This window comes from Frateuria defendens, from assembly GCF_001182895.1.
GTDB classification, from domain to species: Bacteria; Pseudomonadota; Gammaproteobacteria; order Xanthomonadales; family Rhodanobacteraceae; genus Frateuria_B; species Frateuria_B defendens.
Window position 1 is genome coordinate 14,598 of the sequence record NZ_LFQR01000149.1, and the last position, 21,133, is coordinate 35,730.

The 21,133-nt window shown below is 70.9% G+C and carries 16 protein-coding genes; 10 read left to right on the forward strand and 6 right to left on the reverse strand.

Annotated elements, in window-relative coordinates:
* Positions 1-9: 9 nt before the first annotated feature.
* Both ACH65_RS16765 and lplB read right to left on the reverse strand, forming a co-directional pair.
* Positions 10-786 (reverse strand): lipoate--protein ligase family protein, encoded by a 777-nt coding sequence (locus ACH65_RS16765; protein WP_049623774.1) that lies wholly within the window; start codon positions 784-786, stop codon positions 10-12.
* The gene (lplB, locus tag ACH65_RS16770; protein ID WP_237561552.1) at positions 786-1,055 is read right to left on the reverse strand and encodes a lipoate-protein ligase small subunit; all 270 of its coding nucleotides are present in this window, start codon (positions 1,053-1,055) and stop codon (positions 786-788) included. The genes ACH65_RS16765 and lplB overlap by 1 nt, the downstream gene beginning before the upstream one ends.
* Positions 1,056-1,435: 380 nt before the next feature.
* Here lplB and ACH65_RS16775 point away from each other — a divergent pair, with 380 nt between their 5' ends.
* Positions 1,436-3,916 (forward strand): glucose/quinate/shikimate family membrane-bound PQQ-dependent dehydrogenase, encoded by a 2,481-nt coding sequence (locus ACH65_RS16775; protein ID WP_049623776.1) that lies wholly within the window; start codon positions 1,436-1,438, stop codon positions 3,914-3,916.
* Positions 3,917-4,269: 353 nt separating this feature from the next.
* Here the strand turns inward: ACH65_RS16775 and ACH65_RS16780 are convergent, their stop codons facing one another.
* From ACH65_RS16780 to yidD, 3 genes are read right to left on the reverse strand one after another with little or no spacing between them, the layout of a single operon-like run.
* A complete protein-coding gene (locus tag ACH65_RS16780; RefSeq protein ID WP_484494427.1) occupies positions 4,270-5,085 on the reverse strand; it encodes a M23 family metallopeptidase in 816 nt (271 codons plus the stop codon).
* A 53-nt stretch (positions 5,086-5,138) separates the two neighbouring features.
* On the reverse strand, positions 5,139-6,476 hold the full coding sequence (locus tag ACH65_RS16785; RefSeq protein ID WP_049623777.1) for a dihydroorotase: 1,338 nt from the start codon (positions 6,474-6,476) through the stop codon (positions 5,139-5,141).
* A complete protein-coding gene (yidD, locus tag ACH65_RS19235; RefSeq protein ID WP_237561553.1) occupies positions 6,466-6,726 on the reverse strand; it encodes a membrane protein insertion efficiency factor YidD in 261 nt (86 codons plus the stop codon). Before yidD ends, ACH65_RS16785 begins: the two co-directional genes overlap by 11 nt.
* A gap of 122 nt (positions 6,727-6,848) precedes the next feature.
* On the opposite strand from yidD, the gene dksA reads away from it, so the two are divergent.
* The 6 genes from dksA (at position 6,849) to ACH65_RS16820 (ending at position 13,855) form a co-directional block, all read left to right on the forward strand.
* Positions 6,849-7,919, forward strand: a complete 1,071-nt coding sequence (dksA, locus tag ACH65_RS16795; protein WP_049623779.1) for an RNA polymerase-binding protein DksA — start codon at positions 6,849-6,851, stop codon at positions 7,917-7,919.
* Positions 7,920-8,351: 432 nt separating this feature from the next.
* Positions 8,352-9,932: a SulP family inorganic anion transporter gene (locus tag ACH65_RS16800; RefSeq protein WP_049623780.1), complete on the forward strand. Its 1,581-nt coding sequence runs from the start codon at positions 8,352-8,354 to the stop codon at positions 9,930-9,932.
* A 96-nt stretch (positions 9,933-10,028) separates the two neighbouring features.
* Entirely contained in the window at positions 10,029-10,481 is a 453-nt protein-coding gene (locus ACH65_RS16805) for an NAD(P)H-dependent flavin oxidoreductase (RefSeq protein ID WP_343123269.1), read from the forward strand.
* A 298-nt stretch (positions 10,482-10,779) separates the two neighbouring features.
* Entirely contained in the window at positions 10,780-11,865 is a 1,086-nt protein-coding gene (locus ACH65_RS16810; protein ID WP_053096301.1) for a DUF3182 family protein, read from the forward strand.
* Positions 11,852-12,664 carry an alpha/beta hydrolase family protein gene (locus tag ACH65_RS16815; RefSeq protein ID WP_049623782.1) on the forward strand — a complete coding sequence of 271 codons (813 nt, stop codon included), beginning with the start codon at positions 11,852-11,854 and terminating at the stop codon, positions 12,662-12,664. Before ACH65_RS16810 ends, ACH65_RS16815 begins: the two co-directional genes overlap by 14 nt.
* A gap of 432 nt (positions 12,665-13,096) precedes the next feature.
* The gene (locus ACH65_RS16820; RefSeq protein WP_049623783.1) at positions 13,097-13,855 is read left to right on the forward strand and encodes a CPBP family intramembrane glutamic endopeptidase; all 759 of its coding nucleotides are present in this window, start codon (positions 13,097-13,099) and stop codon (positions 13,853-13,855) included.
* A 112-nt stretch (positions 13,856-13,967) separates the two neighbouring features.
* Here the strand turns inward: ACH65_RS16820 and ACH65_RS16825 are convergent, their stop codons facing one another.
* Positions 13,968-15,758 (reverse strand): DUF2334 domain-containing protein, encoded by a 1,791-nt coding sequence (locus tag ACH65_RS16825; RefSeq protein WP_082190385.1) that lies wholly within the window; start codon positions 15,756-15,758, stop codon positions 13,968-13,970.
* 385 nt (positions 15,759-16,143) lie between these two features.
* On the opposite strand from ACH65_RS16825, the gene wecB reads away from it, so the two are divergent.
* The 3 genes from wecB to ACH65_RS16840 form a co-directional block, all read left to right on the forward strand.
* Positions 16,144-17,256, forward strand: coding sequence for a non-hydrolyzing UDP-N-acetylglucosamine 2-epimerase (gene wecB, locus ACH65_RS16830; RefSeq protein ID WP_049623784.1), 1,113 nt, complete (start codon positions 16,144-16,146; stop codon positions 17,254-17,256).
* Between the two features lie 12 nt (positions 17,257-17,268).
* Entirely contained in the window at positions 17,269-19,497 is a 2,229-nt protein-coding gene (locus ACH65_RS16835; protein ID WP_049623785.1) for a glycosyl transferase family protein, read from the forward strand.
* Positions 19,494-21,133: tetratricopeptide repeat protein (locus tag ACH65_RS16840; RefSeq protein ID WP_161805626.1), on the forward strand; the 1,640-nt coding region annotated here is incomplete at its 3' end. The genes ACH65_RS16835 and ACH65_RS16840, both read left to right, overlap by 4 nt.

The following is a 21,133-nucleotide window of genomic DNA, read 5'->3' on the forward strand; positions in this document are numbered from 1 at the left end:
GCGGTGCGCTCACGGCACCTCGGCCGTCCACGCGGCGCTGCCGAACTTGGCCTGCGCCAGGGCGGCGGCGCGTTGCAGTTCCTCGTCGCGCAGCGCGCCCTCGGCCAGGCCATGGCGCCGGCGGAAAGTGTCGATCATGCGCGCGACGATGGCCTCGCGCGGCAGGCCGGTCTGGCGGCGCAGCGGGTCCACGCGCTTGGCCGCGCTGGGCGTGCCCTTGTCGGAGAGCTTCTCGCGGCCGATGCGCAGCACCTGAAGCATCTTCGCCGTGTCGATGTCGTAGGCCATGGTCACGTGGTGCAGCAGGGCGCCGCCGCGGTGGGCCTGCGCGGCGCCGCCGATCTTGCCGGCCTCGGAGGTGAGGTCGTTGAGCGGCTGGTACCAGGCGCGGATGCCGAGCGTGCCCAGCGCCTCCACCACCCAGGCGTCCATGCGCGCGTAGGCTTCCTGGAACGACAAGCCCTCGACCAGCGAGAGCGGCGCGTAGATCGAATAGGTGATGGTGTTGCCCGGCTCGATGAACATCGCGCCACCGCCGGTGATGCGGCGCACCACCTGGATGCGGTGGCGGCGCGCGGCCTCCATGTCCACCTCGTTGCGCAGCGACTGGAAGCGGCCGATCACCACCGCGCTGGCCGCCCACTCCCACACGCGCAGGGTCGGCGGGCGGCGGCCGGCGGCCACCTCGTCGGCGAGCACCTCGTCCAGCGCCATGTGCAGGGCGGGCCGTTGCGGGGCGGCGTGGACCAGCTGCCAGGCGTGCGCGCGCCAATCGCTGCGGCTCATCAGGCGATCCCGGCCTGCACCGCGCGCCGCACCGCCACGGCCACCGCTTCCGGCGAGAGGCCGTACATGCGCACGCCGGCGGGCAGCGCGGCATGCACGGCGGCGGCGATTGCAAGTTCGTCCGTCGCCGCGGGTAGATTCTGCAGCGCAGCATTGATGCACGCGAAAGCGTGATCGGGTTCCAGGAAGAAATCGCCGCTGAGCTGCACGTCGGCAAGGCGATCCCCGCGCAGCGCGAGGTCGATCACCACCAGCTTGCCGCCGGGCATCTTGTATTCGCCGTGCATGGCCGCGCGCCTGTCGGGAACCGAAGTGCACGAGGGTGGGGCCAGGCGCGGCGCGCTGCAAGGTCGGGGCGCGCATGCACGGGAACGTATGCGGCGGATTGACGCGGCGGGGCGGGGCGACGGCCGGCGGCGGCGGTTCGAGCCATTGCGCCGGCGCCCGGCTGGACGGGATAGGCCATCCGTCGGGTCGGCGTCGCCGTCGGCGGAAAACCCTTAGGGCCAGTGAGGCTCGGGGCTCGACCATACAAGAAATGTTGCAGTGCGCAAGATGGCATTTGGACGCGCAGGGGATTACGCTAGGCCGCCCGTGCGGCGTACCTAGGGCGCCGTGCGACGTACCTGTCCACTAGGATTCCTCGCAAATGAACACGAAACCTTCAGCTGGGCCCCTTACGGCGGTGTCCGGCATCATCTTTCTGTTATTGGGCCTCGCCCTCGCCGGCGGTGGCGCCTACCTGGCCGCCCTGGGGGGCTCCCTCTACTACGTGATCGCCGGCATCGGCATCGCGGTGACCGGCATCCTGCTGATCCTGGCGCGCCGTGCCGCGCTGTGGCTCTACGCGATCGTGCTGGCGGGCACGGTGATCTGGTCGATCGCCGAGGTGAAGTTCAGCTGGTGGGATCTGGTGCCGCGCATCGCCGTGTGGCTGGTGCTGGGCATCTACCTGCTGCTGCCCTTCGTCAATCGCCGCCTGGGCCGCACCGGCGAGACCGGCGGCCGCGCGCCGCTGCTGGTGGCCGCCGCGCTGGGCGTGGTGACGCTGGCCATCGGCCTGTTCACCGACTACGACGACCATCCGGGCGAAGTGCCGGAGGCCAACATGGCCGCGACCCAGGCCGACGACGTGCCGGGCGTGGCCGCGGGCGATTGGACCCAGTACGGCCGCTCCGGCTACGGCGACCGCTTCTCGCCGGCCAAGCAGATCACCCCGGCGAACGTCGCCAAGCTGCAGGAGGCGTGGACCTTCCACACCGGCGACTTCAAGGGTCCGACCGATCCGGGCGAGATCGCCAACGAGGTCACCCCCCTCAAGGCCAACGGCATGCTGTACATCTGCACGCCGCACAACATCGTGATCGCGCTCGATCCCGATACCGGCAAGGAGATCTGGCGCCACGATCCGAAGATCAACCGCGACGCCAAGACCTACCAGCACATGATCTGCCGCGGCGTGTCCTACTACGACGCCACGGCCTACGCCAAGACCGGCCCGGACAGCATCGCCGGCGCCGCCAGCGCCGCCGCCCCGGCCAGCGCCGGCAGCGTGGCCGCCGCGCCCGAGGCCGCCGTGCCGGCCATCGCCGCCGAGTGCCCGCGCCGCATCTACGCGCCGACCGCCGACGCCACCGTGGTGGCGATCAACGCCGACAACGGCAAGGCCTGCGGGAGCTTCGGCGACCACGGCAAGATCGACCTGACCCAGGGCATGTCGATGACCGAGCGCGGGTTCCTCAACCCGACCTCGCCGCCGGTGGTCACCCGCAACATCCTGATCGTCTACGCCAGCGTCACCGACAACGACTCCACCCACGAGCCGTCGGGCGTGATCCGCGGCTACGACATCAACACCGGCAAGCTGGTGTGGAACTGGGATGCGAGCAACCCGGACCGCACCGAGCCGCTCAAGCCCGGCGAGTACTACGTGCACAACTCGCCCAACTCCTGGACCGTGTCCAGCGTGGACGAGAAGCTCGGCCTGGTCTACGTGCCGATGGGCAACGAGACGCCGGACATCTTCGGCGGCAACCGCAATCCGGAAGGCGCCAAGTACAGCACCGCGATCGTGGCGCTGGACGTGGCCACCGGCAAGCTGCGCTGGCACTTCCAGACCGTGCACCACGACCTGTGGGACATGGACATCGGCGGCCAGCCGAGCCTGGTCGACATCGACACCGCCAACGGCAAGGTGCCGGCGCTCGTCGCCTCCACCAAGCGCGGCGACATCTACGTGCTGAACCGCAAGGACGGCACCCCGGTCGTGCCGATCACCGAGAAGCCGGTGCCGCAGGGCGCGGTGGAGGGCGACTTCACCTCGCCGACCCAGCCGTTCTCCGACCTCAGCTTCAAGCCCGAGCCGCTGAACGAGGCCAAGATGTGGGGTACCGACCCCTTCAGCCAGCTGGTCTGCCGCATCTCGTTCAAGAAGCTGCGCTACGAAGGCATGTTCACCCCGCCGTCGCTGCAGGGCTCGCTGGTCTACCCGGGCAACTACGGCGTGTTCGACTGGGGTGGCATCACCGTCGATCCGGTGCACCAGGTGCTGATCGGCAACCCGAACTACGTGGCCTTCGTGTCCAAGCTGTACAAGCGCGACACCATCGAGGTGAAGGGCGGCTCGGGCACCGAGCAGGGCCTGCAGCCGATGACCGGCACCCCGTACGCGGTGGACCTGCACCCGCTGCTGTCGCCGCTGGGCATTCCCTGCCAGTCGCCGCCGTGGGGCTATGTGGCCGCGGTGGACCTGAAGACCATGAAGAAGGTCTGGATGCACAAGAACGGCACCGTGCTCGACAGCGCCCCGCTGCCGATCCCGCTGCCGCTGGGCGTGCCGAGCCTTGGTGGCGCCATCACCACCGGTGGCGGCGTGGCCTTCATGAGCGCGACGCTGGACTACTACCTGCGTGCCTACGACGTGCGTGACGGCAAGGTGCTGTGGAAGGCCCGCCTGCCCGCCGGCGGCCAGGCCAACCCGATGAGCTACGTGTCCGACAAGACCGGTCGCCAGTACGTGGTGATCATGGCCGGCGGCCACGGCTCGCTGGGCACCAAGATGGGCGATTCGCTGATCGCCTACGCCCTGCCGGAAGGCGCGGCGCCGGCCGCTTCGGCGCCGGCCAAGTAAGCGCCGCGGAGGGGCCGCGACGGCTTCGGCGGTCGCGGCCCGGTCCGCAAGAGGAAGCCCCCGGTTTGTGGCCGGGGGCTTTTTTGTGCGGGTTCGGGGGAGAGGGGCGGGGACGCTATTCCGTTTGCCCGTCCTTCCGGCGCAGGCCGGAGGCGAAGCTGGTGATCCAGCGCAGCGCGTGTAGGGTGAAACCTTGCCGGCCTTCGGCTGGGCATTCGTTCCCCTGCCGGGGAGCAAGTTACTTTCTCTTGCTGCCTGTATCGAGCGAGCGACAGGGCACCGCCAACGAGCGAGCCGCTCCGCCGGCAAGGGCCAGCCAGCCCCAGCCCAGCAGGAAAGTCGCGAACAGCTTCTCAGGGTGCGGCGATGCCCGGCAGCAGCAGCGGATCCAGCCGGGTGCCGAGCCAGTTGAAGCCCCAATGCACGTGCGGCCCGGTGGCGCGGCCGGTCATGCCGGCGAGGCCGATCACCTGGCCCTGCCGCACGCGCTGGCCCACGCGCACCGTCAGCCTCGACAGGTGCAGGAAGTTCGAGCTGAGGCCGAAGCCGTGGTCGATCAGCACGGTGCCGCCGGTGAGGTAGAGGCCAGGCTGGGCGAAGGTGACGAGTCCGGCGGCGGGCGCCTTCACCGGCGTGCCTTCGGGCACGGCGATGTCCATGCCCGAGTGCGGCGCCTTGGGCTCGCCGTTGTAGATGCGCTGGTTGCCGAAGCGCCCCCCGCTGAGGCGGCCCTGCACCGGCCATGCGAAGCCGTGCAGGAAGTCCTCGCGGGCGTCGTCGCGTTCGCGCGCCACGGCCACGGCGGCCTGCTCGCGGGCGATGCGCGCGGCGAGTTCGGGCGGCGGGCTCACCGTCCTGGGCGGTACGCCCTCGACGCGCTCGACCGGCCAGTTGCGCGGGATCACGGCGATGCGGGCGGTGGCGCGATGCCCGTCGGGGTAGGCGAGATCGAGCCGCAGCGGCCCGCTCTCGTCGCGCCCGGCGCCGAAGGCCACGGTGCCGTCCGCGCCCACGCGCAGCGGCCGGCCGTCGAGGCGGGCCTGGGTGCCCGGCGGCAGCGCGGCGACCACCAGCCCGCCTTGCGAGACGCGCTCGGGCAGGGCCGCCGCCGCAACGGCGGCGCTGAGGCCGAGCCAGGCCGCCGCGGCGAACAGGGCGCGCGTGGCGATCCGGCGGCGCGCACCGCGCGGCGTGCGCACGGGCCGCGCCGCGCGTCGCGCTTTCATCGATCGAAGGCCAGCCGCTGTCCGCGCACGCCCTCGTCGATGCGCCGGCCGTCCCACACGCGCTGGCCGTTGACGAAGGTGGAAACGATGGAGTGGGCGAAGGTCTCGCCCTCGAACGGCGACCAGCCGCACTTGGAGAGCACCTCGGCGCGGGTCACCGTATGCGGCCGGCTGGGATCGACCAGCACCAGGTCGGCCGCGTAGCCCTCGCGCAGGAAGCCGCGCTGCTTCACGTCGAACAGCGTGGCCGGCGCGTGGCATACCGCCTCCACCACGCGCTCCAGCGTCAGCTTGCCCTCGGTCACTCGCTGCAGGGCGGCCTGCAGGGCGAACTGCACCAGCGGCAGGCCGGAGGGGGCCTTGTCGTAGAGCTGGCCTTTTTCTTCCAGCAGGTGCGGCGCGTGGTCGGTGGCGAGCACGTCCAGGCGGCCCTCGGCCAGCGCGCGGGCGATCGCCTCGCGGTCGGCGGGGTCCTTGATCGCCGGGTTGCACTTGATCAGGAAGCCCAGCCGCCCGTAGTCGCGCGCGTCGAAATGCAGGAAGTGCACGCAGGTCTCGGCGGTGATCTTCTTGCCCTTGAGCGGGCCGGGCTCGAACAGCGCCAGCTCGTCGGCGGTGGAGATGTGCAGCACGTGCAGGCGGCTGCCGTGCTTCTTCGCCAGCGCGATGGCGAGGCGGGTGGACTTGATGCAGGCCTCGCGCGAGCGGATCAGCGGGTGCTCGCGGGCGGGGATGTCCTCGCCGTACTTCTCGTGCGCCCTGGCGAGGTTGGCGTCGATCATCGGCGTGTCCTCGCAGTGCGTGATGATCGGCGTGGGCGCCTCGCGGAAGATGCCGTCCAGCACCTCCGGGTCGTCCACCAGCATGTTGCCGGTGGAGGCGCCCATGAACACCTTCACGCCCGGCGCGGCGTGCGGGTCGAGCGCGCGGATGGCGTCCAGGTTGTCGTTGCTGGCGCCCATGTAGAAGGCGTAGTTCACCGCCGAGACCTCGGCGGCGCGGGCGTACTTGGCCTCCAGCGTGTCGCGGTCCAGCGCCGGCGGCCTGGTGTTGGGCATCTCCATGAAGCTGGTGATGCCGCCGGCCGCGCAGGCGCGCGACTCGTGCGCGATGTCGGCCTTGTGGGTGAGGCCGGGTTCGCGGAAGTGCACCTGGTCGTCGATCATGCCCGGCAGCAGCAGCAGGCCGGCGGCGTCGAGCACCGGCTCGCCCGGCCGCGCGTCCAGGTCGCCGCCGATCGCCTCGATGCGGCCGGCCTTCACGCGCAGGTCGGCGTGGAAGCGGCGCCCCTCGTTGACGAGTTCGGCGTTCTTGATCAGCCAGTCAGCGGACATGCGGCTCTCCATGGGGGCGACAGCGGGGGAAATGGAAGTGTTCGGGCACCGGCTCGTGGCCGCCCTCGCACAGCGGATGGCAGCGCATCACCCGCCAGGCGGCGAGCAGAATGCCGCGCAGCAGCCCGAAGCGGGCGATGGCGACCCGTGCATAATCGGAGCAACTAGGGTAAAAGCGACAACGCTGTCCGAGCAGGGGGCTGACGCCGCGCTTGTAGAGCCTGAGTAACAGAAGTATCAATCGGGACACGGCGTTTTCACGTTGCCGGACGGCCTGCGGCAGAGGTGCCGCGAGTATCTCCGAAGCACGGTTGCTGGTGTAAGGTCCATAGGCTATAACACCCGGCTGCCACGGCCAAAACGGTGAGGGATATGGCGAAAACGACGCGCAGTTCGGCCGCCGCCAAGGCGAAGGCCACCGGCAAGGGCAAGGACGCCAAGGTCAGCAGGTTGAAGGCGCTGCCGGCGAGCCGGGCCAAGAGCACGGCCAAGCCGGCCAGGCCGGCGGCGGCGAAGAAGGCCCCGGCCAAGGCCATCGCGGTCAAGAAGCCCGCCGCCAAGAAGGCGGCCAAGCCGGTCGCCAAGAAAGCCGTGGCGAAGGTCGTGGCGAAGAAGGCCGCCGCCAAGAAAGCGCCGGCCAAGAAGGCCGCCCCGGTCAAGAAGCCGGCTGCCAAGCCGGCCGCCGTGAAGAAGGCCACCGCCAGGCCGCCGGTCAAGAAGGCCGCGCCCACCGCCAAGCCGGCGGCGAAGAAGCCCGTCGCCGCCAGGCCGGCCGTCGCCAAGAAACCCGTGCCCGCACCGGCGCCCGCCAAGCCGCCGGCCAAGGCCGTCGCCACGCCGGTCGCCAAGCCGGCCATCGCAAAACCGGCCGCACCCGCGGCCAAGCCCGCAACACCGCGCGTGGCTACCGCTACCGCACACCATCCTTCCCCGAAGCAGCAGAAGAACACGCAGTCCTCCATGAGCACCACTACGATTCTCGACAACGGCGTGACCCGCGAAGACGGCCGTTATGCCTTGCCCGCCACTGTCACCATCGACCTGCCGAAGGGATATCGACCCTCCAGCGACGAGGAGTACATGAATCCTCGTCACCTGGCCTACTTCCGCAACAAGCTGCGCGACTGGCGCGATCAGCTTGTCGAGGAGTCGCGCCAGACCATGGAGAACCTGCGCGACGAAGTGCGCGATGTCGGCGACGAGGCGGAACGCGCCACCCGCGAGACGGAAAACTCGCTGGAACTGCGCACCCGCGACCGCTACCGCAAGCTGATCTCCAAGATCGACAAGGCCCTGCGCCGGATCGAGGAGGGCCGCTACGGCTACTGCGAGGAGACCGACGAGGAGATCGGCCTGGAGCGTCTCGACGCCCGCCCGATCGCCACGCTCTCGCTCGATGCGCAGGAGCGTCGCGAGCACTTGCAGAAGCAGATGGGCGACTGACCTCGCCGGCTGCGCGCCTGGCCAGGGCACCGGCCGGGCGATGCCGGGCGGCCTGTGTCGCCCGCGTGGCGGTGCGCGTCGTCGGCATGCCTTCCCGCTGGCGGGCGGCGCATGCTTGCGCGCCGGCTTCTGGTCGCAGCACGCTTCCGCATGCCGGCGGCGCCTCCCTGTGAGCGCCCCTCCGGGTCGGGATCCTTCTCCCCCGCGGGAGACGATGCCGGCAGGCTTGCGCTGCGGGCTTTGCGCGGCGGCATCGCCGGCGTTGCATGGGTGCGGCCAACGCGGAGGTTCGGCGCCGGCAACGATCTTCGATCCCGAATAGCCGTCCAGACTTCCATCGCGGCGCATCGCACGCAGGGCGTGTCAGGCGCGCCGAATTGAGGCATCCTGCGGGTTCGACTCATTGCCAGGACGCACAAGGAGCCCGGCCGCGTGAACACCCCTGCAAAAGGCCGCTGGCTCGGCCCCGGCGACCTCAATGGTTTTCTCGGCCTGCTGGTGGACAACCTGTCCATCATGGGCTTCCTCGCCACCGCCTTGATCGGCCTGTTCGGCTTCCCCGCCGACATCGTGTTCCAGCGCATGTTCCCGGGCACCGCGCTCGGCGTGCTGCTGGGTAATCTCGCCTACACCGCGATGGCGCGCCGGCTGGCGCGGCGCCAGGGGCGCGAGGACGTCACCGCGATGCCGCTGGGCCTCGACGCGCCGACCTCCATCGGCATGGCGCTGCTGGTGCTCGGGCCCGCCTTCGCGCACTTCAAGCAGGGCGGCATGGACGCGCAGGCGGCGGCCATCGCCACCTGGCAGCTGGGCATGGCCTCGCTGGTGGTGATGGGCGTGCTCAAGTTCGTGCTCTCCTTTTTCGGCGGCATGGTGCAGCGGCACGTGCCGCGCGCGGGCCTGCTCGGCTCGATCGCCGGCATCGCGCTGGTGCTGATCGGCTTCCTGCCGCTGGTGGAGATCCTCAAGCTGCCGGTGGTGGGCTTCACCGGGCTGGGCATCGTGCTGTACGCGCTGGTGGCGCGGCGGCGGCTGCCGTTCGGCATGCCGGGCGTGCTGGCGGCGGTGATCGCGGGCGTGCTGCTGTACTACGCGCTCGGCTCGCTCGGCTGGCTGGGCGCGGGCTACCACGCGCCGGCGGCGTGGCAGTGGCGCTTCGCGCTGCCGTGGCCCACGCTGCAGTGGCTGGGCGGCCTGGCCTACACGGTGCCCTATCTGCCGCTGATCCTGCCGTTCGGCCTGCTGATGGTGGTGGGCGGCATCAACGTCACCGAGAGCGCGCGCGCCGCCGGCGACGACTACCGCACGCGCGACATCCTGCTGGTGGAAGCGCTGGCCACCCTGGCCGCGGGCTTCTGCGGCGGCGTGGCGCAGACCACGCCGTACATCGGCCAGCCCTCCTACAAGGCGATGGGCGCGCGCAGCGGCTACACCCTGCTCACCGGCCTGGTGGTGGGGCTGGGCGGCATCTTCGGCTACCTCTCCAACCTGATCGAGCTGGTGCCGCTGGCGGCGCTGGCGCCGATCCTGGTGTTCGTCGCCATCAGCATCACCGTGCAGGCCTTCGAGGCCACGCCGATCCGCTACGCGCCGGCGGTGGCCTTCAGCTTCTTCCCGGCCATCGCGCGCATGGTCACGATCAAGCTGAGCGACCCCACCTATGTGGCGCCCGATCATTTCGCGGCGCTGTTCGGCGACGCCTCGCACGGCATCCCGGAGCTGGCGGTGATCACCGTGCTGGGCAACGGCTTCATCATCACCTCGATGGTGTGGGCGAGCTTCGTGGTGGCGCTGATCGACGGCCGCGCGCTGCGCGCCGCGCTGATCCTGCTGCTGGGCGCCGCGTTGACGCTGTTCGGCATCATCCACTCGGTGCAACTGGCCGGTGGCGTCTACCTGCCGTGGCAGCTCGACGCGGCCCCACGCCAGCTGGTGTGGCAGTTCGCCGGCGCCTACCTGATGCTGGCGGTGGTGCTGACGCTGCTGTCGATGCAGCGCCGGCAGGCCGAGTGAGCCGCGACATGCGGCCGTATGGGCGTCCGGACGGCCACGCCGCCCGGGCGACGCCTCCATCCGGGCCACCTGCGGCACCAGCGCGATGGTTCCCGGGTGGACGCGGTGCGGGTGCCGGTGATCGCCGCCGGCGGCATCGGCGATGCGCGCGGCATCGCGGCGGCGTTCGCCCTGGGCGCCGCGGCGGTGCAGCTGGGCACCGCGTACCTGTTCACGCCCGAGGCCACCACCGCCGCCGTGCACCGCGCCGCGCTGCGCGAGGCGCGCGATGAGGCCACCGCGATCACCAACGTCTTCACCGGCCGCCCCGCGCGCGGCCTGCTCAACCGTCTGATGCGCGAGGTCGGCCCGCTCAGCGAGCTGCCGCCGGCGTTTCCGCTGGCCGCCAACGCGCCGGCCGCGCTGCGCGCCAAGGCGGAACCGGCGGGCTCGGGCGACTTCCAGCCGCTGTGGTGCGGCCAGGCGGGTGCGTTCGGGCGAGAGCTGCCGGCCGGCGAGTTGACCCGCCGCCTGGCCGAGGAGACGCTGGCGCGACTGGCCCGACGCTGAGCTGGGCACTCACTGCGCCGGCGATGGGCGAGCGGCGTCGCGCCACTGCACATGAACGGCCGCCGCCGGTTTTCACATCGGACTTGCAATCGCGCCGGCACCATGGATGCGTGCCGGCGCGACCCGTGCCGGTGCGCGTCCGCCCGCTGTCGCCGGTCACGCCATCTGTCATGCACCACGCCCGTCCGCCGTCATTCCCCGAAGCATCCACCGAGAGGCCGCCGCCCAGGCGTGTGGCGGCCGGTCCAGAGGTCAGCGCATGCAGTCGATCAGCCCCGCAGGCACGATGGTTCGGAGGATGGCGCTCTACGTGCCCGACCCGTCCGGCTGCACCGCCGTGCACGAGTGCGCGAGCCACCTGCACGTGGCCGGGCGGCTGGCGGCGATGATGGCGATGGATTTCGGCGGCGCCTGGGCGGCCGGCCCGCTGCCCGCGCGCGGCTACGCGATCCCTTCCCGCACCCTGACCACGGAGGAGGCGGCGGCGCTCGGCATCGCCTCGCCGGACGACCTGTTCGGCGGCGTGGTGCCGTGGCCGTTCGTGGGCACCAAGATCATCACCCATGGCCTGTGGCGTCCCGATGCCGTGGCCCCCGCGGGCTGGTCGCAGGCCTTCGCCGAGGCGGTGGCGGCGGTCACCCTGCCGGGCTACGCGGTGTTCGACCCGGCCGACCTGCGCGCCGCGGCGCGGGCGCTGCTGAGCGAAGGCGAGGTGCGGGTGAAGGACCCGTGCGGCATCGGCGGGCAAGGCCAGGCGGTGATCCGCGACCGCGGCGACGCCGATGCGCTGTTCGCGCACGGCGACGCCGGCGCGCTGCGCCGCCACGGCCTGGTACTGGAGCGCAACCTGCACGAGGTGAGCACGCGCAGCATCGGCCAGGTGCGGCTGGGCCGACTGCTGATGAGCTATTGCGGCAGCCAGTACAGCACGCCCAACCGCTACGGCGAGGCCGTCTACGGCGGCAGCGACCTGCTGTGCGTGCGCGGCGGCTTCGACGCGCTGCGCCGGCTCGACCTGGACAGCGACATGCGCCTCGCCATCGAGCAGGCGCGCACCTATCACGAGGCGGCGCTGGACTGTTTCCCCGGCCTGCTGGTCTCGCGCGCGAACTACGACGTCGCGCAGGGGCGCGACGGACACGGCCGCTGGTGGTCGGGCGTGCTGGAGCAGTCCTGGCGCATCGGCGGCGCCAGCGCCGCCGAGGTGGAGGCCGCCGCGGCCCTGCTGGGCGACCCGTCGCTGGAAGTGGGCCGCGCCTCCACGGTCGAGATCTACGACGCCGCGGCCCAGCCCCCCGCCGGCGCCAGGGTGTTTTTCCGCGGCGACGACCCGGCGGCGCCCGCGCTCAAGTACACGTACGTGAAAGCCCATGCCCGTCCATGACGATGTCGTCCACATCAGCGTCCGCGGCGGCAAGCTCGCCGGCACGTTGATCTCGCCCGCCCCGCGCGTGCCCGGCGTGCTGCTGGTGCACGGCTGGGGCGGCAGCCAGGCGCAGTACCGCGAGCGCGCGCACGAGGTGGCGGCGCTGGGCTGCGTGTGCCTCACCTTCGACATGTCCGGCCACGTCGCCACGCAGGCGCGCCGCGAGGAGGTGACGCGCGCGGACAACCTGGCCGACATCCTGGCCGCCTACGATTTCCTGGTCGCACATCCCTACGTCGACCCTGGCTGCATTGCGGTGGTGGGCAGCAGCTACGGCGGCTACCTGGCGGCCATCCTCACCGGCCTGCGCGACGTGCGCTGGCTGGCCCTGCGCGCGCCGGCGCTCTACAAGGACGAGGACTGGGACCTGCCCAAGCACCTGCTGCGCCGCAAGCAGGACCTGGCCCGCTTCCGCAGCCGCGTGGTGCCGGTGGAGGGCAACCGCGCGCTGCACGCCTGCGCGGCGTTCGCGGGCGACGTGCTGCTGGTGGAGTCCGAGCGCGACACCATCGTGCCGAGGCCGGTGATCGTCAGTTACCGCAGTGCATTCGTGCATACGCATTCGCTGACCTATCGCGTGATCAAGGACGCGGACCACGCGCTCAGCGATGCGCGGGCGCGGACGGCGTACACGTCGATCCTGGTGCATTGGCTGGAGGAGATGATGCTGGGGGCGCGGGGGAGGGTGAGGGCGAAGACGTCGTCGGTGAGGGGGAGTCAGCGGGAGGCCTCGAATCTGGTGGAGAAGGAGGCGTGATGGGGGCATGGGGTAGGGATCGTGGGCTGCGGCGTTGAGGCAGCATCCTGCCTTTACTGGTGTGCGGGGTGTTCCGGTTTTCGATAGTCGAGTGGCGGGCCAGCCGCTGGGCATTGGCTTTTGATGCTTGCGAAGTGATGTGCCATCGCACCCCGGCCTACGGCCGGCCAGGATGCCGACGTGGCTTCCACAACACGGCATGCCTTCTCTCGCCGCAGCGCACGGGCAAGCCGATCGTGAGCAGGCTCGAAGAACTTGCTCATACGTCTTCTTCGTTGACGCCGCATGATTCCTTCCCCTGCTTGCAGGGTGGCTTTGAGCAGGTTCTGCGCAGCGAGCGAATTCGCGGTGGCGTTTCCGATGCGCCGGCGAGCTGTCGCGGCCGTGCGCCGGCTGCTAGGCTCGCGGACGGGGAATCCGGAGTTTTCGTCCATGCTTGGCTTGCGTCCGCCGGTCGCGGCGGCTTTCGTGTTGCTGTTCGTGCTGTACCAGTCGGCCGAGGGCGTCGGCCTGCGCCTCCTGCACAGCTTTCCGGTCCAGGCCGCACTGATGGCGGCGTGCGTGCTGGCAGCCTGGCCGCTGTCGCGCCGGCTGGGCTACCGCGGTTATCGCGCCTATGCGCTGGAGGCGGGCCCGCGCTGGTGGCTGTGGCTGCCCGGCGGCCTGGCGCTGGCGGCGCTGGCGAAGGGCATGGCGGTGGCGGCGGGCTTGCGGATGGGCGTCTATACGGCCATCTCGCCGGATGCGCCGCCGGCCTGGTCGGCCTTGCTGGCGACGGCGCCGATGCTGTTGCTCTCGACCTTCGTGCCCTCGCTGGCCGAGGACATCCTGACCCGCGGCTTCTGGTATCGCGCGGCCGGCATCCCCTGGCGGCGCGGCGTGTGGTTCGTGGCTTTCTCGGCCGCCGTGTTCGTGCTCAACCACGTGTACCGGCTGGGCAAGGGGCCGCTGGAATGGTGGATGCTGTGCTGCTTCGGCACCGCCTACGCCACCGCGCTGTGGCGCAGCGGCAGCCTGTGGGGCGCGGTGGGTCTGCACTGGGGCTGGAACCTCGCCAATGGCGCGCTGGACCTGCTGTGGCCGGTGGGCCTGCTCGACGCCACGATGTCGCCGCTGCTCTCCGCGGCAGCGCACCTGCTGATGACGCTGGTGGTGCTGCTGGTGCCGACGGGGAGCGTGCGGCGGGAGTGAGGGCTTGCACACCTGCGCCATGGCGCATATCGGCGCATCGTTCCGATGATCCCGCCGGCCGGCCGCCGTCGCGTCCCCCTCGACGCGACGCACGGCTGGCCGGGGGCGCCCCTCAACCCTGCTTGACGGTGGCCGGCGTGACGAACTGGTAGCCCATCGCCTGCAGCCCTTCCACGATGGTCTTCAGGTTGCTGATCGACAGGTACGGGTGGAAGAAGAAGCTCTGCACGCTGTCTTTGATCACCGTGTTGGCCCGCGCGCTGGCGAGGATGTCGGCCGGATAGCGCGGCGGGTTGTGGTTGAACTCTTCCAGCTCCACGTTGCCGAGGCTCTCCGGCAGCACCACCGTGCCGAAGATGTCGCGCACCAGGTAGGGGAAGAACTGGCCGTAGATGCGCGTGTAGTCCGGCGTGCCGGTGCCGCAGTTGCCGCCGGGGCACCAGTTGGCTGCATACAGGCCGCGGTCGTAGCGGGTGCCGAACTGCTGCTGGAACACCTGGTAGTCGATGGCCGAAGCGGCGTAGTGCGGCGCCTCGAAGATGGTGGGCGGGGTGATGCCGGAGGCGGTGAACTCCGAGCGTGCCAGCGAGATGCGCCCCAGCGCCCAACTGCTCGAATCCTCGGCGACCGGGCTGTCGTAGACCACGTAGTTGTCGGCGCTGATGTGCGCCCGGTAGAACTCGAAGTCGTCGGCGCTAACACCGCTGTAGGGGTTGGCTACGTTGGAGTACTGGTGCGTGTAGCCGTGCATCAGCAACGTGCCGCCGCGCGACTGCATGTACTTGAGCGCGCTGATCACGTTGCGCGCCTGGCGCAGCGGCAGGCTCACCGGCACGCCGTTGTTGTAGACGCCCTTGGGGTCCTTGTAGAGCGAGTACACCGCCACGCTGAAGGGCACCTTCTTGCTGTAGAGGTAGTCGGCGATGGCGCGCAGCTCGGCCGGGTCGGCGTCGGGGCCGACGTCCTCGATGCGCACCAGGGCCCGCTTGCGCGAGAGCATGGCGGGGTTGGAAACCTGGCCGATCAGGTCCACGGCGGCGAGGTAGCGGTCGGTCATGCCCGAGTAGCTGAAGGGGATCTCGCCGATGTAGGTGAGGTTGCCGCCGCGGGTGGCCCAGTTGGAGACCACGCCGGTGTCGCTGGTCGCGGTGGCGAGCACCTGCGCCTTGGCTGGGTCTATCACCAGCGTCTGCAGCAGGCCGGCGGGCGCGGCCAGCGCGTTGCGCTGCAAAGCGATGCCCTTGTAGGTCACGGTCGGCGTGTTGCTGAAATCGAAGAACTGCGGGCTCCAGCCGTAGCGGGTGGCGAAATCGCCGGCGCGCGCGCTGAGCTGCCAGATGTTGTGGTTCATCCACAGCACCGGCTTGGCGGTGGCGAGCACGTCGTCGAGCAGCGCGGTGGGCAACTGCTCGTCGTAGGTGGAGCCGATGTAGACCAGGCCGGTGTAGCCGGCCAGCTCGCCGGCCACGTAGGTGGCCGCTGGGTGCATCACGTACTTGCTGCCGTGCGAGACGATGTTGCCGGCCTGCACCGCGTAGGCCTCGCCCAGCCAGCCCCAGTCGCCGGTGCTGTCGTAGAGCACGAGGGTGTTGTTGGCGCCGTTGGCGCCGGGGGCGCCATTGTAGAGCGTCTGCGTGGAGAGCAGGCTGATGGCCAGCGTGCGCACCGGATAGAGCAGGCGCAGCTGTCCGGTCGAGAGGGTGTTCTTGAAGCTACGGGTTAGCGGCAGCAGCGCGCTCGGCGGCGCCGGCGGTGCGGGCAGCGTCTGGTTCAGGCCGTCCGTGGGGACGGCTGTCGCGCGGCCGGCCGCAAGCAGCGGCGAGGCGATCGCAAACGCCAGAGTCGCTGCGGCGAGCAGCGGTTTCAGGAAGGAAAGCGGTCCCGCGAGCGATGGCCTGGCCATGGAGATGTCCTCTGGATGCACGGCGGATGCGGCGCCCGTTGCGGTGGCCTGCGGAAGGTCCAGCGAGGGATTCCCCCCAAGCCAAGTCGGCGCGACACGAATAGCGCGTTGGAGTGTGCGCCCAACGCCTTCGCTTGGCGCCTCGGCTGATGGATATACGTCTGGACATACGTCCATTTGTCAGCAGACAGCACGCGGGAAAACGCTGAGGATGCGTGCAACTTCAACCACCCGAAGCGCTGATCGGAATCACGTAAGGACATCACCTCGCCCGATGCCGAAGAAGCTCGAGGAGCCGGTCGTTGGAGACAGTTTTGTGGGGCGTGTCTGGCGGGGCGTCCGGATGCGCCATAGGGGCCGCAGTGTCATATGGGAGAACGCCACCATGCAGGACATCCTGATCGTTTCGGGCACCCGCCCGGAGATCATCAAGCTCGCACCGCTTTATCACCATCTGCGCAGCACCTCGTGGGCAAGGCCGCATTGGCTGCACACCGGCCAGCACGATGGCATGGCGTGGCAGATGCTGGACTGTTTCGAGATCCGTCCCGACCTCGCCTTCACCCGCACAGGCAGCAGCCTGTGCGAGTTCAGCACCGGCTGCCGCACGCAACTCGAAACCGTGCTCGGCGCGCGGCCGTGGTCGCTGGTGGTGGTGCAGGGCGATACCGAGAGCACGTATCTCGGCGCGCTGACCGGCTTCTACCACCACGTGCCGGTGGCGCACGTCGAGGCCGGCCTGCGCACCGGCAACCTGGAAGGGCCGTTCCCGGAGGAAGGGCTGCGCCAGATGATCAGCCGCATCACGCGGTTCCATTTCGCCCCCACCACGCGCGCCGCCAGGGCGCTGCACGAGGAGGCGATCGCCCCCGGGCGCGTGCAGGTAACGGGCAACACCGTGATCGACGCGCAGCAGTGGGTGGCCGATCGCTACCGCATCCGCCGCCGCGCGGCCGGGCGCGGGCACCTGCTGGTGACCGCGCACCGGCGCGAGAACTGGGGCCGCGACATCGAGGAGATCTGCCACGCCATCGCCGACGTCGCCCGGCGGCACCCGGAGCTGGAGGTGCTGTTCCCGGTGCACCTGAACCCGGTGATCCAGGAGCCGGTGTACGCGATCCTCGGGGAACTCGGCAACGTGAAGCTCTCCGCCCCGTTCGACTACCTGACGATGCAGCAGGCGTTGGTCGATGCCTGGCTGGTGCTGACCGACTCGGGCGGCCTGCAGGAGGAGGCGCCAACCTTCGGCGTGCCGCTGCTGGTGCTGCGTGCGGAGACCGAGCGGCCCGAGGCGGTCGAAGCCGGCTGCGCGCGACTTGCGGGCACGCGGCGGGAGAGTATCGTGGCGCACGTTGAGGCGTTGTGGGCGGACGCCGATACGTACCGTCGCATGCAGGGGGCCGGCAATCCGTTCGGCGATGGTCGAGCCTGCGAGCGCATCGAGACTGCGCTGCGTCAGGCACTGGCACCGGAGACGGCGCTAGCTACCGTGGCATGACAGGGGAAGGTCATGTGGCTGCTTGATGCGTTTTCCACCTACCTCTACGGCCTCAGCCTGGTGGTAATGGTGATCGCGGCGATGATGCTGGTCAGTGGGTTGGACGACCTTTTCATCGACGTCGTGTACTGGGTGCGCCGTTGCTGGAAGTGGCTGGTGGTGTACCGCCGCCACGACCGGATGGCCTACTACGCGCTGTACGGTCCGGCGGAGAAGCCGTTGGCGATCATGGTGCCGGCCTGGCACGAGACCGGCGTGATCGGTCACATGGCGGAGCTGGCCGCCACCACGCTGGACTACGAGAACTACCACATCTTCGTCGGCACCTATCCGAACGACGCGGACACGCAGCGCGACGTGGACGAGGTGTGCACGCGCTTTCCCAACGTGCACAAGGTGGTGTGCGCGCGGCCGGGGCCGACCAGCAAGGCCGACTGCCTCAACAACGTGCTCGACGCCATCACGCGCTTCGAGCGGCAGGCGAAGATCACCTTCGCCGGCTTCATCCTGCATGACGCCGAGGACGTGGTGTCGCCGCTGGAGCTGCGGTTGTTCAACTACCTGGTCGAGCGCAAGGACCTGATCCAGATCCCGGTGTACCCGTTCGAGCGGCAGTGGAGCAATTTCACCAGCCTGCATTACCTGGACGAATTCGCCGAACTGCACGGCAAGGACGTGCCGGTGCGCGAGGCGCTGGCCGGCCAGGTGCCGAGCGCGGGCGTGGGCACCTGCTTCAGCCGCCGCGCGGTGCTGGCGCTGATCGAGGACGGCAACGGCATCGCCTTCGACGTGCAGAGCCTCACCGAGGACTACGACATCGGCCTGCGCCTGAAGGCGCGCGGCATGCAGGAGGTGTTCGTGCGCTTCCCGGTCATGCGCTGCGCCGACCGCGGCAAGACCCGGCGCCGCCTGGGCCGCAGCTGGCGCGAGGCGAGCACGATCTGCGTGCGCGAGTATTTCCCCGACCGCGCCTCGACGGCGATCCGGCAGAAGTCGCGCTGGATCATCGGCATCGTCTACCAGGGCTACCGCACCCACGGCTGGACCGGCAAGCCGGTGATCGACTACTTCCTGTGGCGCGACCGCAAGGGCGCCATCAACAACTTCGTCAGCTTCGCCGCCATGCTGGTGCTGCTGCAGTTGACGGCGATCTGGCTGGTGCAGCTGTTGTGGCCGGCGGCACCGCGCTTCCTCTCCATCTTCGAGGGCGCGCGCTGGTTCCAGTGGCTGCTCACCGCCAACCTGCTGCTGATGGGCAACCGCATGCTGCAGCGGGTGATCTTCGTCTCCGGCTATTACGGGCTGAAGCACGGGCTGCTGTCGATCCCGCGGCTGTTCTGGGGCAACTACATCAACTTCATGGCCAACTGGCGCGCGATCCGCCAGATCGTGCAGTACGGCGACCCGCGCCGGGTGGCGTGGGACAAGACCACCCACGACTTCCCCAGCCTGGGCGGCGCCGACCGCGGCCGCCAGGCGCTGGACGAGTTGCTGGTGGCCGAAGGCGCGGTGTCCCCGTCGCGGATGCAGGAGGCGGTGCGCCACCGCACCGCCGGCCTTGCGCTGGGCAGTGCCTTGATCCACGAGGGCGTGGTCTCCTCCGCGCGGCTGGCGCACTGTCTCGCCGGGCAGCTCGGCGTGCGTTGCGAATCGGTGGACGCGGCGGCCGTGCCGGCGGCGATGATCGAGGCCGTGCCGGCCGGCGTCGCGCTGCACTACGCGGTGCTGCCCCTGCGCTACGAGGGCGAGACGCTGGTGCTCGCCAGCGAGGACTACGTCGATCCCGTCTCGCTCGCCGCGCTGGCGCGGCGGCTGGGCCGGCCGGTGAGCTACGTGCTGGCGCACAAGGGGCAGGTCACGGTGGGCCTGCGCCGCTGGTACGCGCACGAGCACGGCGGCGATCCGCGCCGGCTGCTGGAGCTTGCCATCCATGCCGGCGCGCTGCCGCACACGCGCGCGGCCGAACTGTGGGAGCGCTACGTGTCCGGCCAGGTGCTGCTCGGCGAGGTGCTGGTGGCGCTGGGCGGGCTGGACGAGGTCGCGCTGAAGGCGCTGCTGCTCAACCACGCGCGCAGCGGGCAGCGGCTGGGCGAGTTCTTGGTCGGGCAGGGCGCCGTCGGTGGCGACATGCTCGAACGCGCGCTGGCGCTGCAGGGGGCTCTGCAGCCATGCATGAGCACCCTGATCGAGGAGGATGCCGACGAGGGCGCCGAGCTGCCCCTCGCGCGGCAGGCGGTATGAAACGAGCCCTGCTACCGGAATGCTGCGCGCTGGCGCTGATGACCGTGGCGCTCGCCGCGCCCCTCCACGCGCAACAGCCGCCCGCCGGAACCGGCGAGGGCGAGGTGGGCGCGTACCGCCGCTTCCTGCTCTACCCGCACCAGCAGCGCGCGCACGCGGCGATGCAGGCCGGCGACGAGCAGACGGCCATCGACGAATTCCGCCGCGCGCGCGCGCTGGCGCCGGACAGCGCGGAGACCGCGCTGGACCTTGCCGAGGCCTATCGGCGCTTCGGTCATCCGGACCTCGCGCGCCAGTTGCTCGAAGCGCAGCGACGCGCGACCCCGCAGGACCCGCGGCTGCGCGCGGCGATGCAGGCCTTCGCCCCGACGGCGCCGGTGGCGCCCGCGCCCGACTGCCGCCGCGACGGCAGCGACGCCTGCCGGGCCCAGCGCGGCTATGCCGCCCTGCATCGCGGCGAACTGGCCGCCGCCCAGGCCGAGCTGGACGCGCCGGCCTTCGCGCACAGCGAGGCCGGCGTGGCGCTGCGCCGCGCGCTGGCACAGCGGGCGGTATTCCTGGGCGACACGGCGCGCGCCACGCAGCAGTTCGTCGTGCTCGACCAGGCGGGCCAGCTGGAGGGCGGCGAGCGCGGGCAATGGTTCGCCCTGCTGTTGCAGCAGGGGCAGCTGAACGAGGCCGAACGCTTGCAGGCCCGCGGCGGGCTGGACGCGCCGCCGCTGCGGCTGGCGCTGGCCCAGGCCTGGGCCGACCGCGGCGACCTGGACGAACTGGGCAGCTACCTCGCCCACGGCGCGCCGCCCGCCTTCGCGCAGGAGCAGGACGAACAGGCCTGGCTCTACCTGCTCGCCCGTACCGCGCGCGAGCGGCCGGCCCTGCTGGCCGGCTACCGGCCGGCCTATCCGCGCAACCGCGTGTTGCAGGCGCGGCTGGCGCTGCCCGCCGCGCTGGCGCGCGACGATCGTGCCACCGCGCAGCGCCTGCTGGCGCGGCTGCCGCCCGACAGCTACCGCGAGACGCGCTTCGACCTCGCCCTGCAGGACGGCCGCCGCGGGGAGGCCGCGCGCGAGGCGGCGGCCATGCTGGCCGCGCCCGGCGGGCAGCGGCTGCTCGATCCGCTCAGCTACCGGCTGCTGCAGGCGGGCGGTCGCGCCGAGGCCAAGCAAATGCTGCTGGCCGCCTATCCCTTCGTCGGCGACCCGCGTGCCGCCGCGCTGATGGCGCGCCTGGCGCTGATCGCCGCGGCGCAGCCGGCGCTGTTCCCGCCGGCCGAGCGCGAGCGCCTGCGCCGGCCGCTCGGCGGCCCGGAGCATGGCGCGCAGATTCCGGTGCTGCTGGCGCTCGGCGACTGCGAGGGCGTGCGCGCGACGATGGCGGATTTCGCGCCTTCGTACCCGGCCGAGCGCTGGCGCGCGCTCGGCGCCTGCTACGGCAGCGCGCAGCCGGGCCTGGCCGAATACGCCTACGCCGAGGCGCAGCGCCGCGAGCCCGACGCGGCCACCGCCCGCGCGCTGGCCTACCAGGCCTACGCCGCCCGCGACTACGCAGTGGCCATGCAGGCCTGGCGCGGCGTGCCGGCCGCCGAGCTGCGCCCGAGCGACCTGCTCGCCGCGGCCGGCACCGCGCTCGCCGCCGA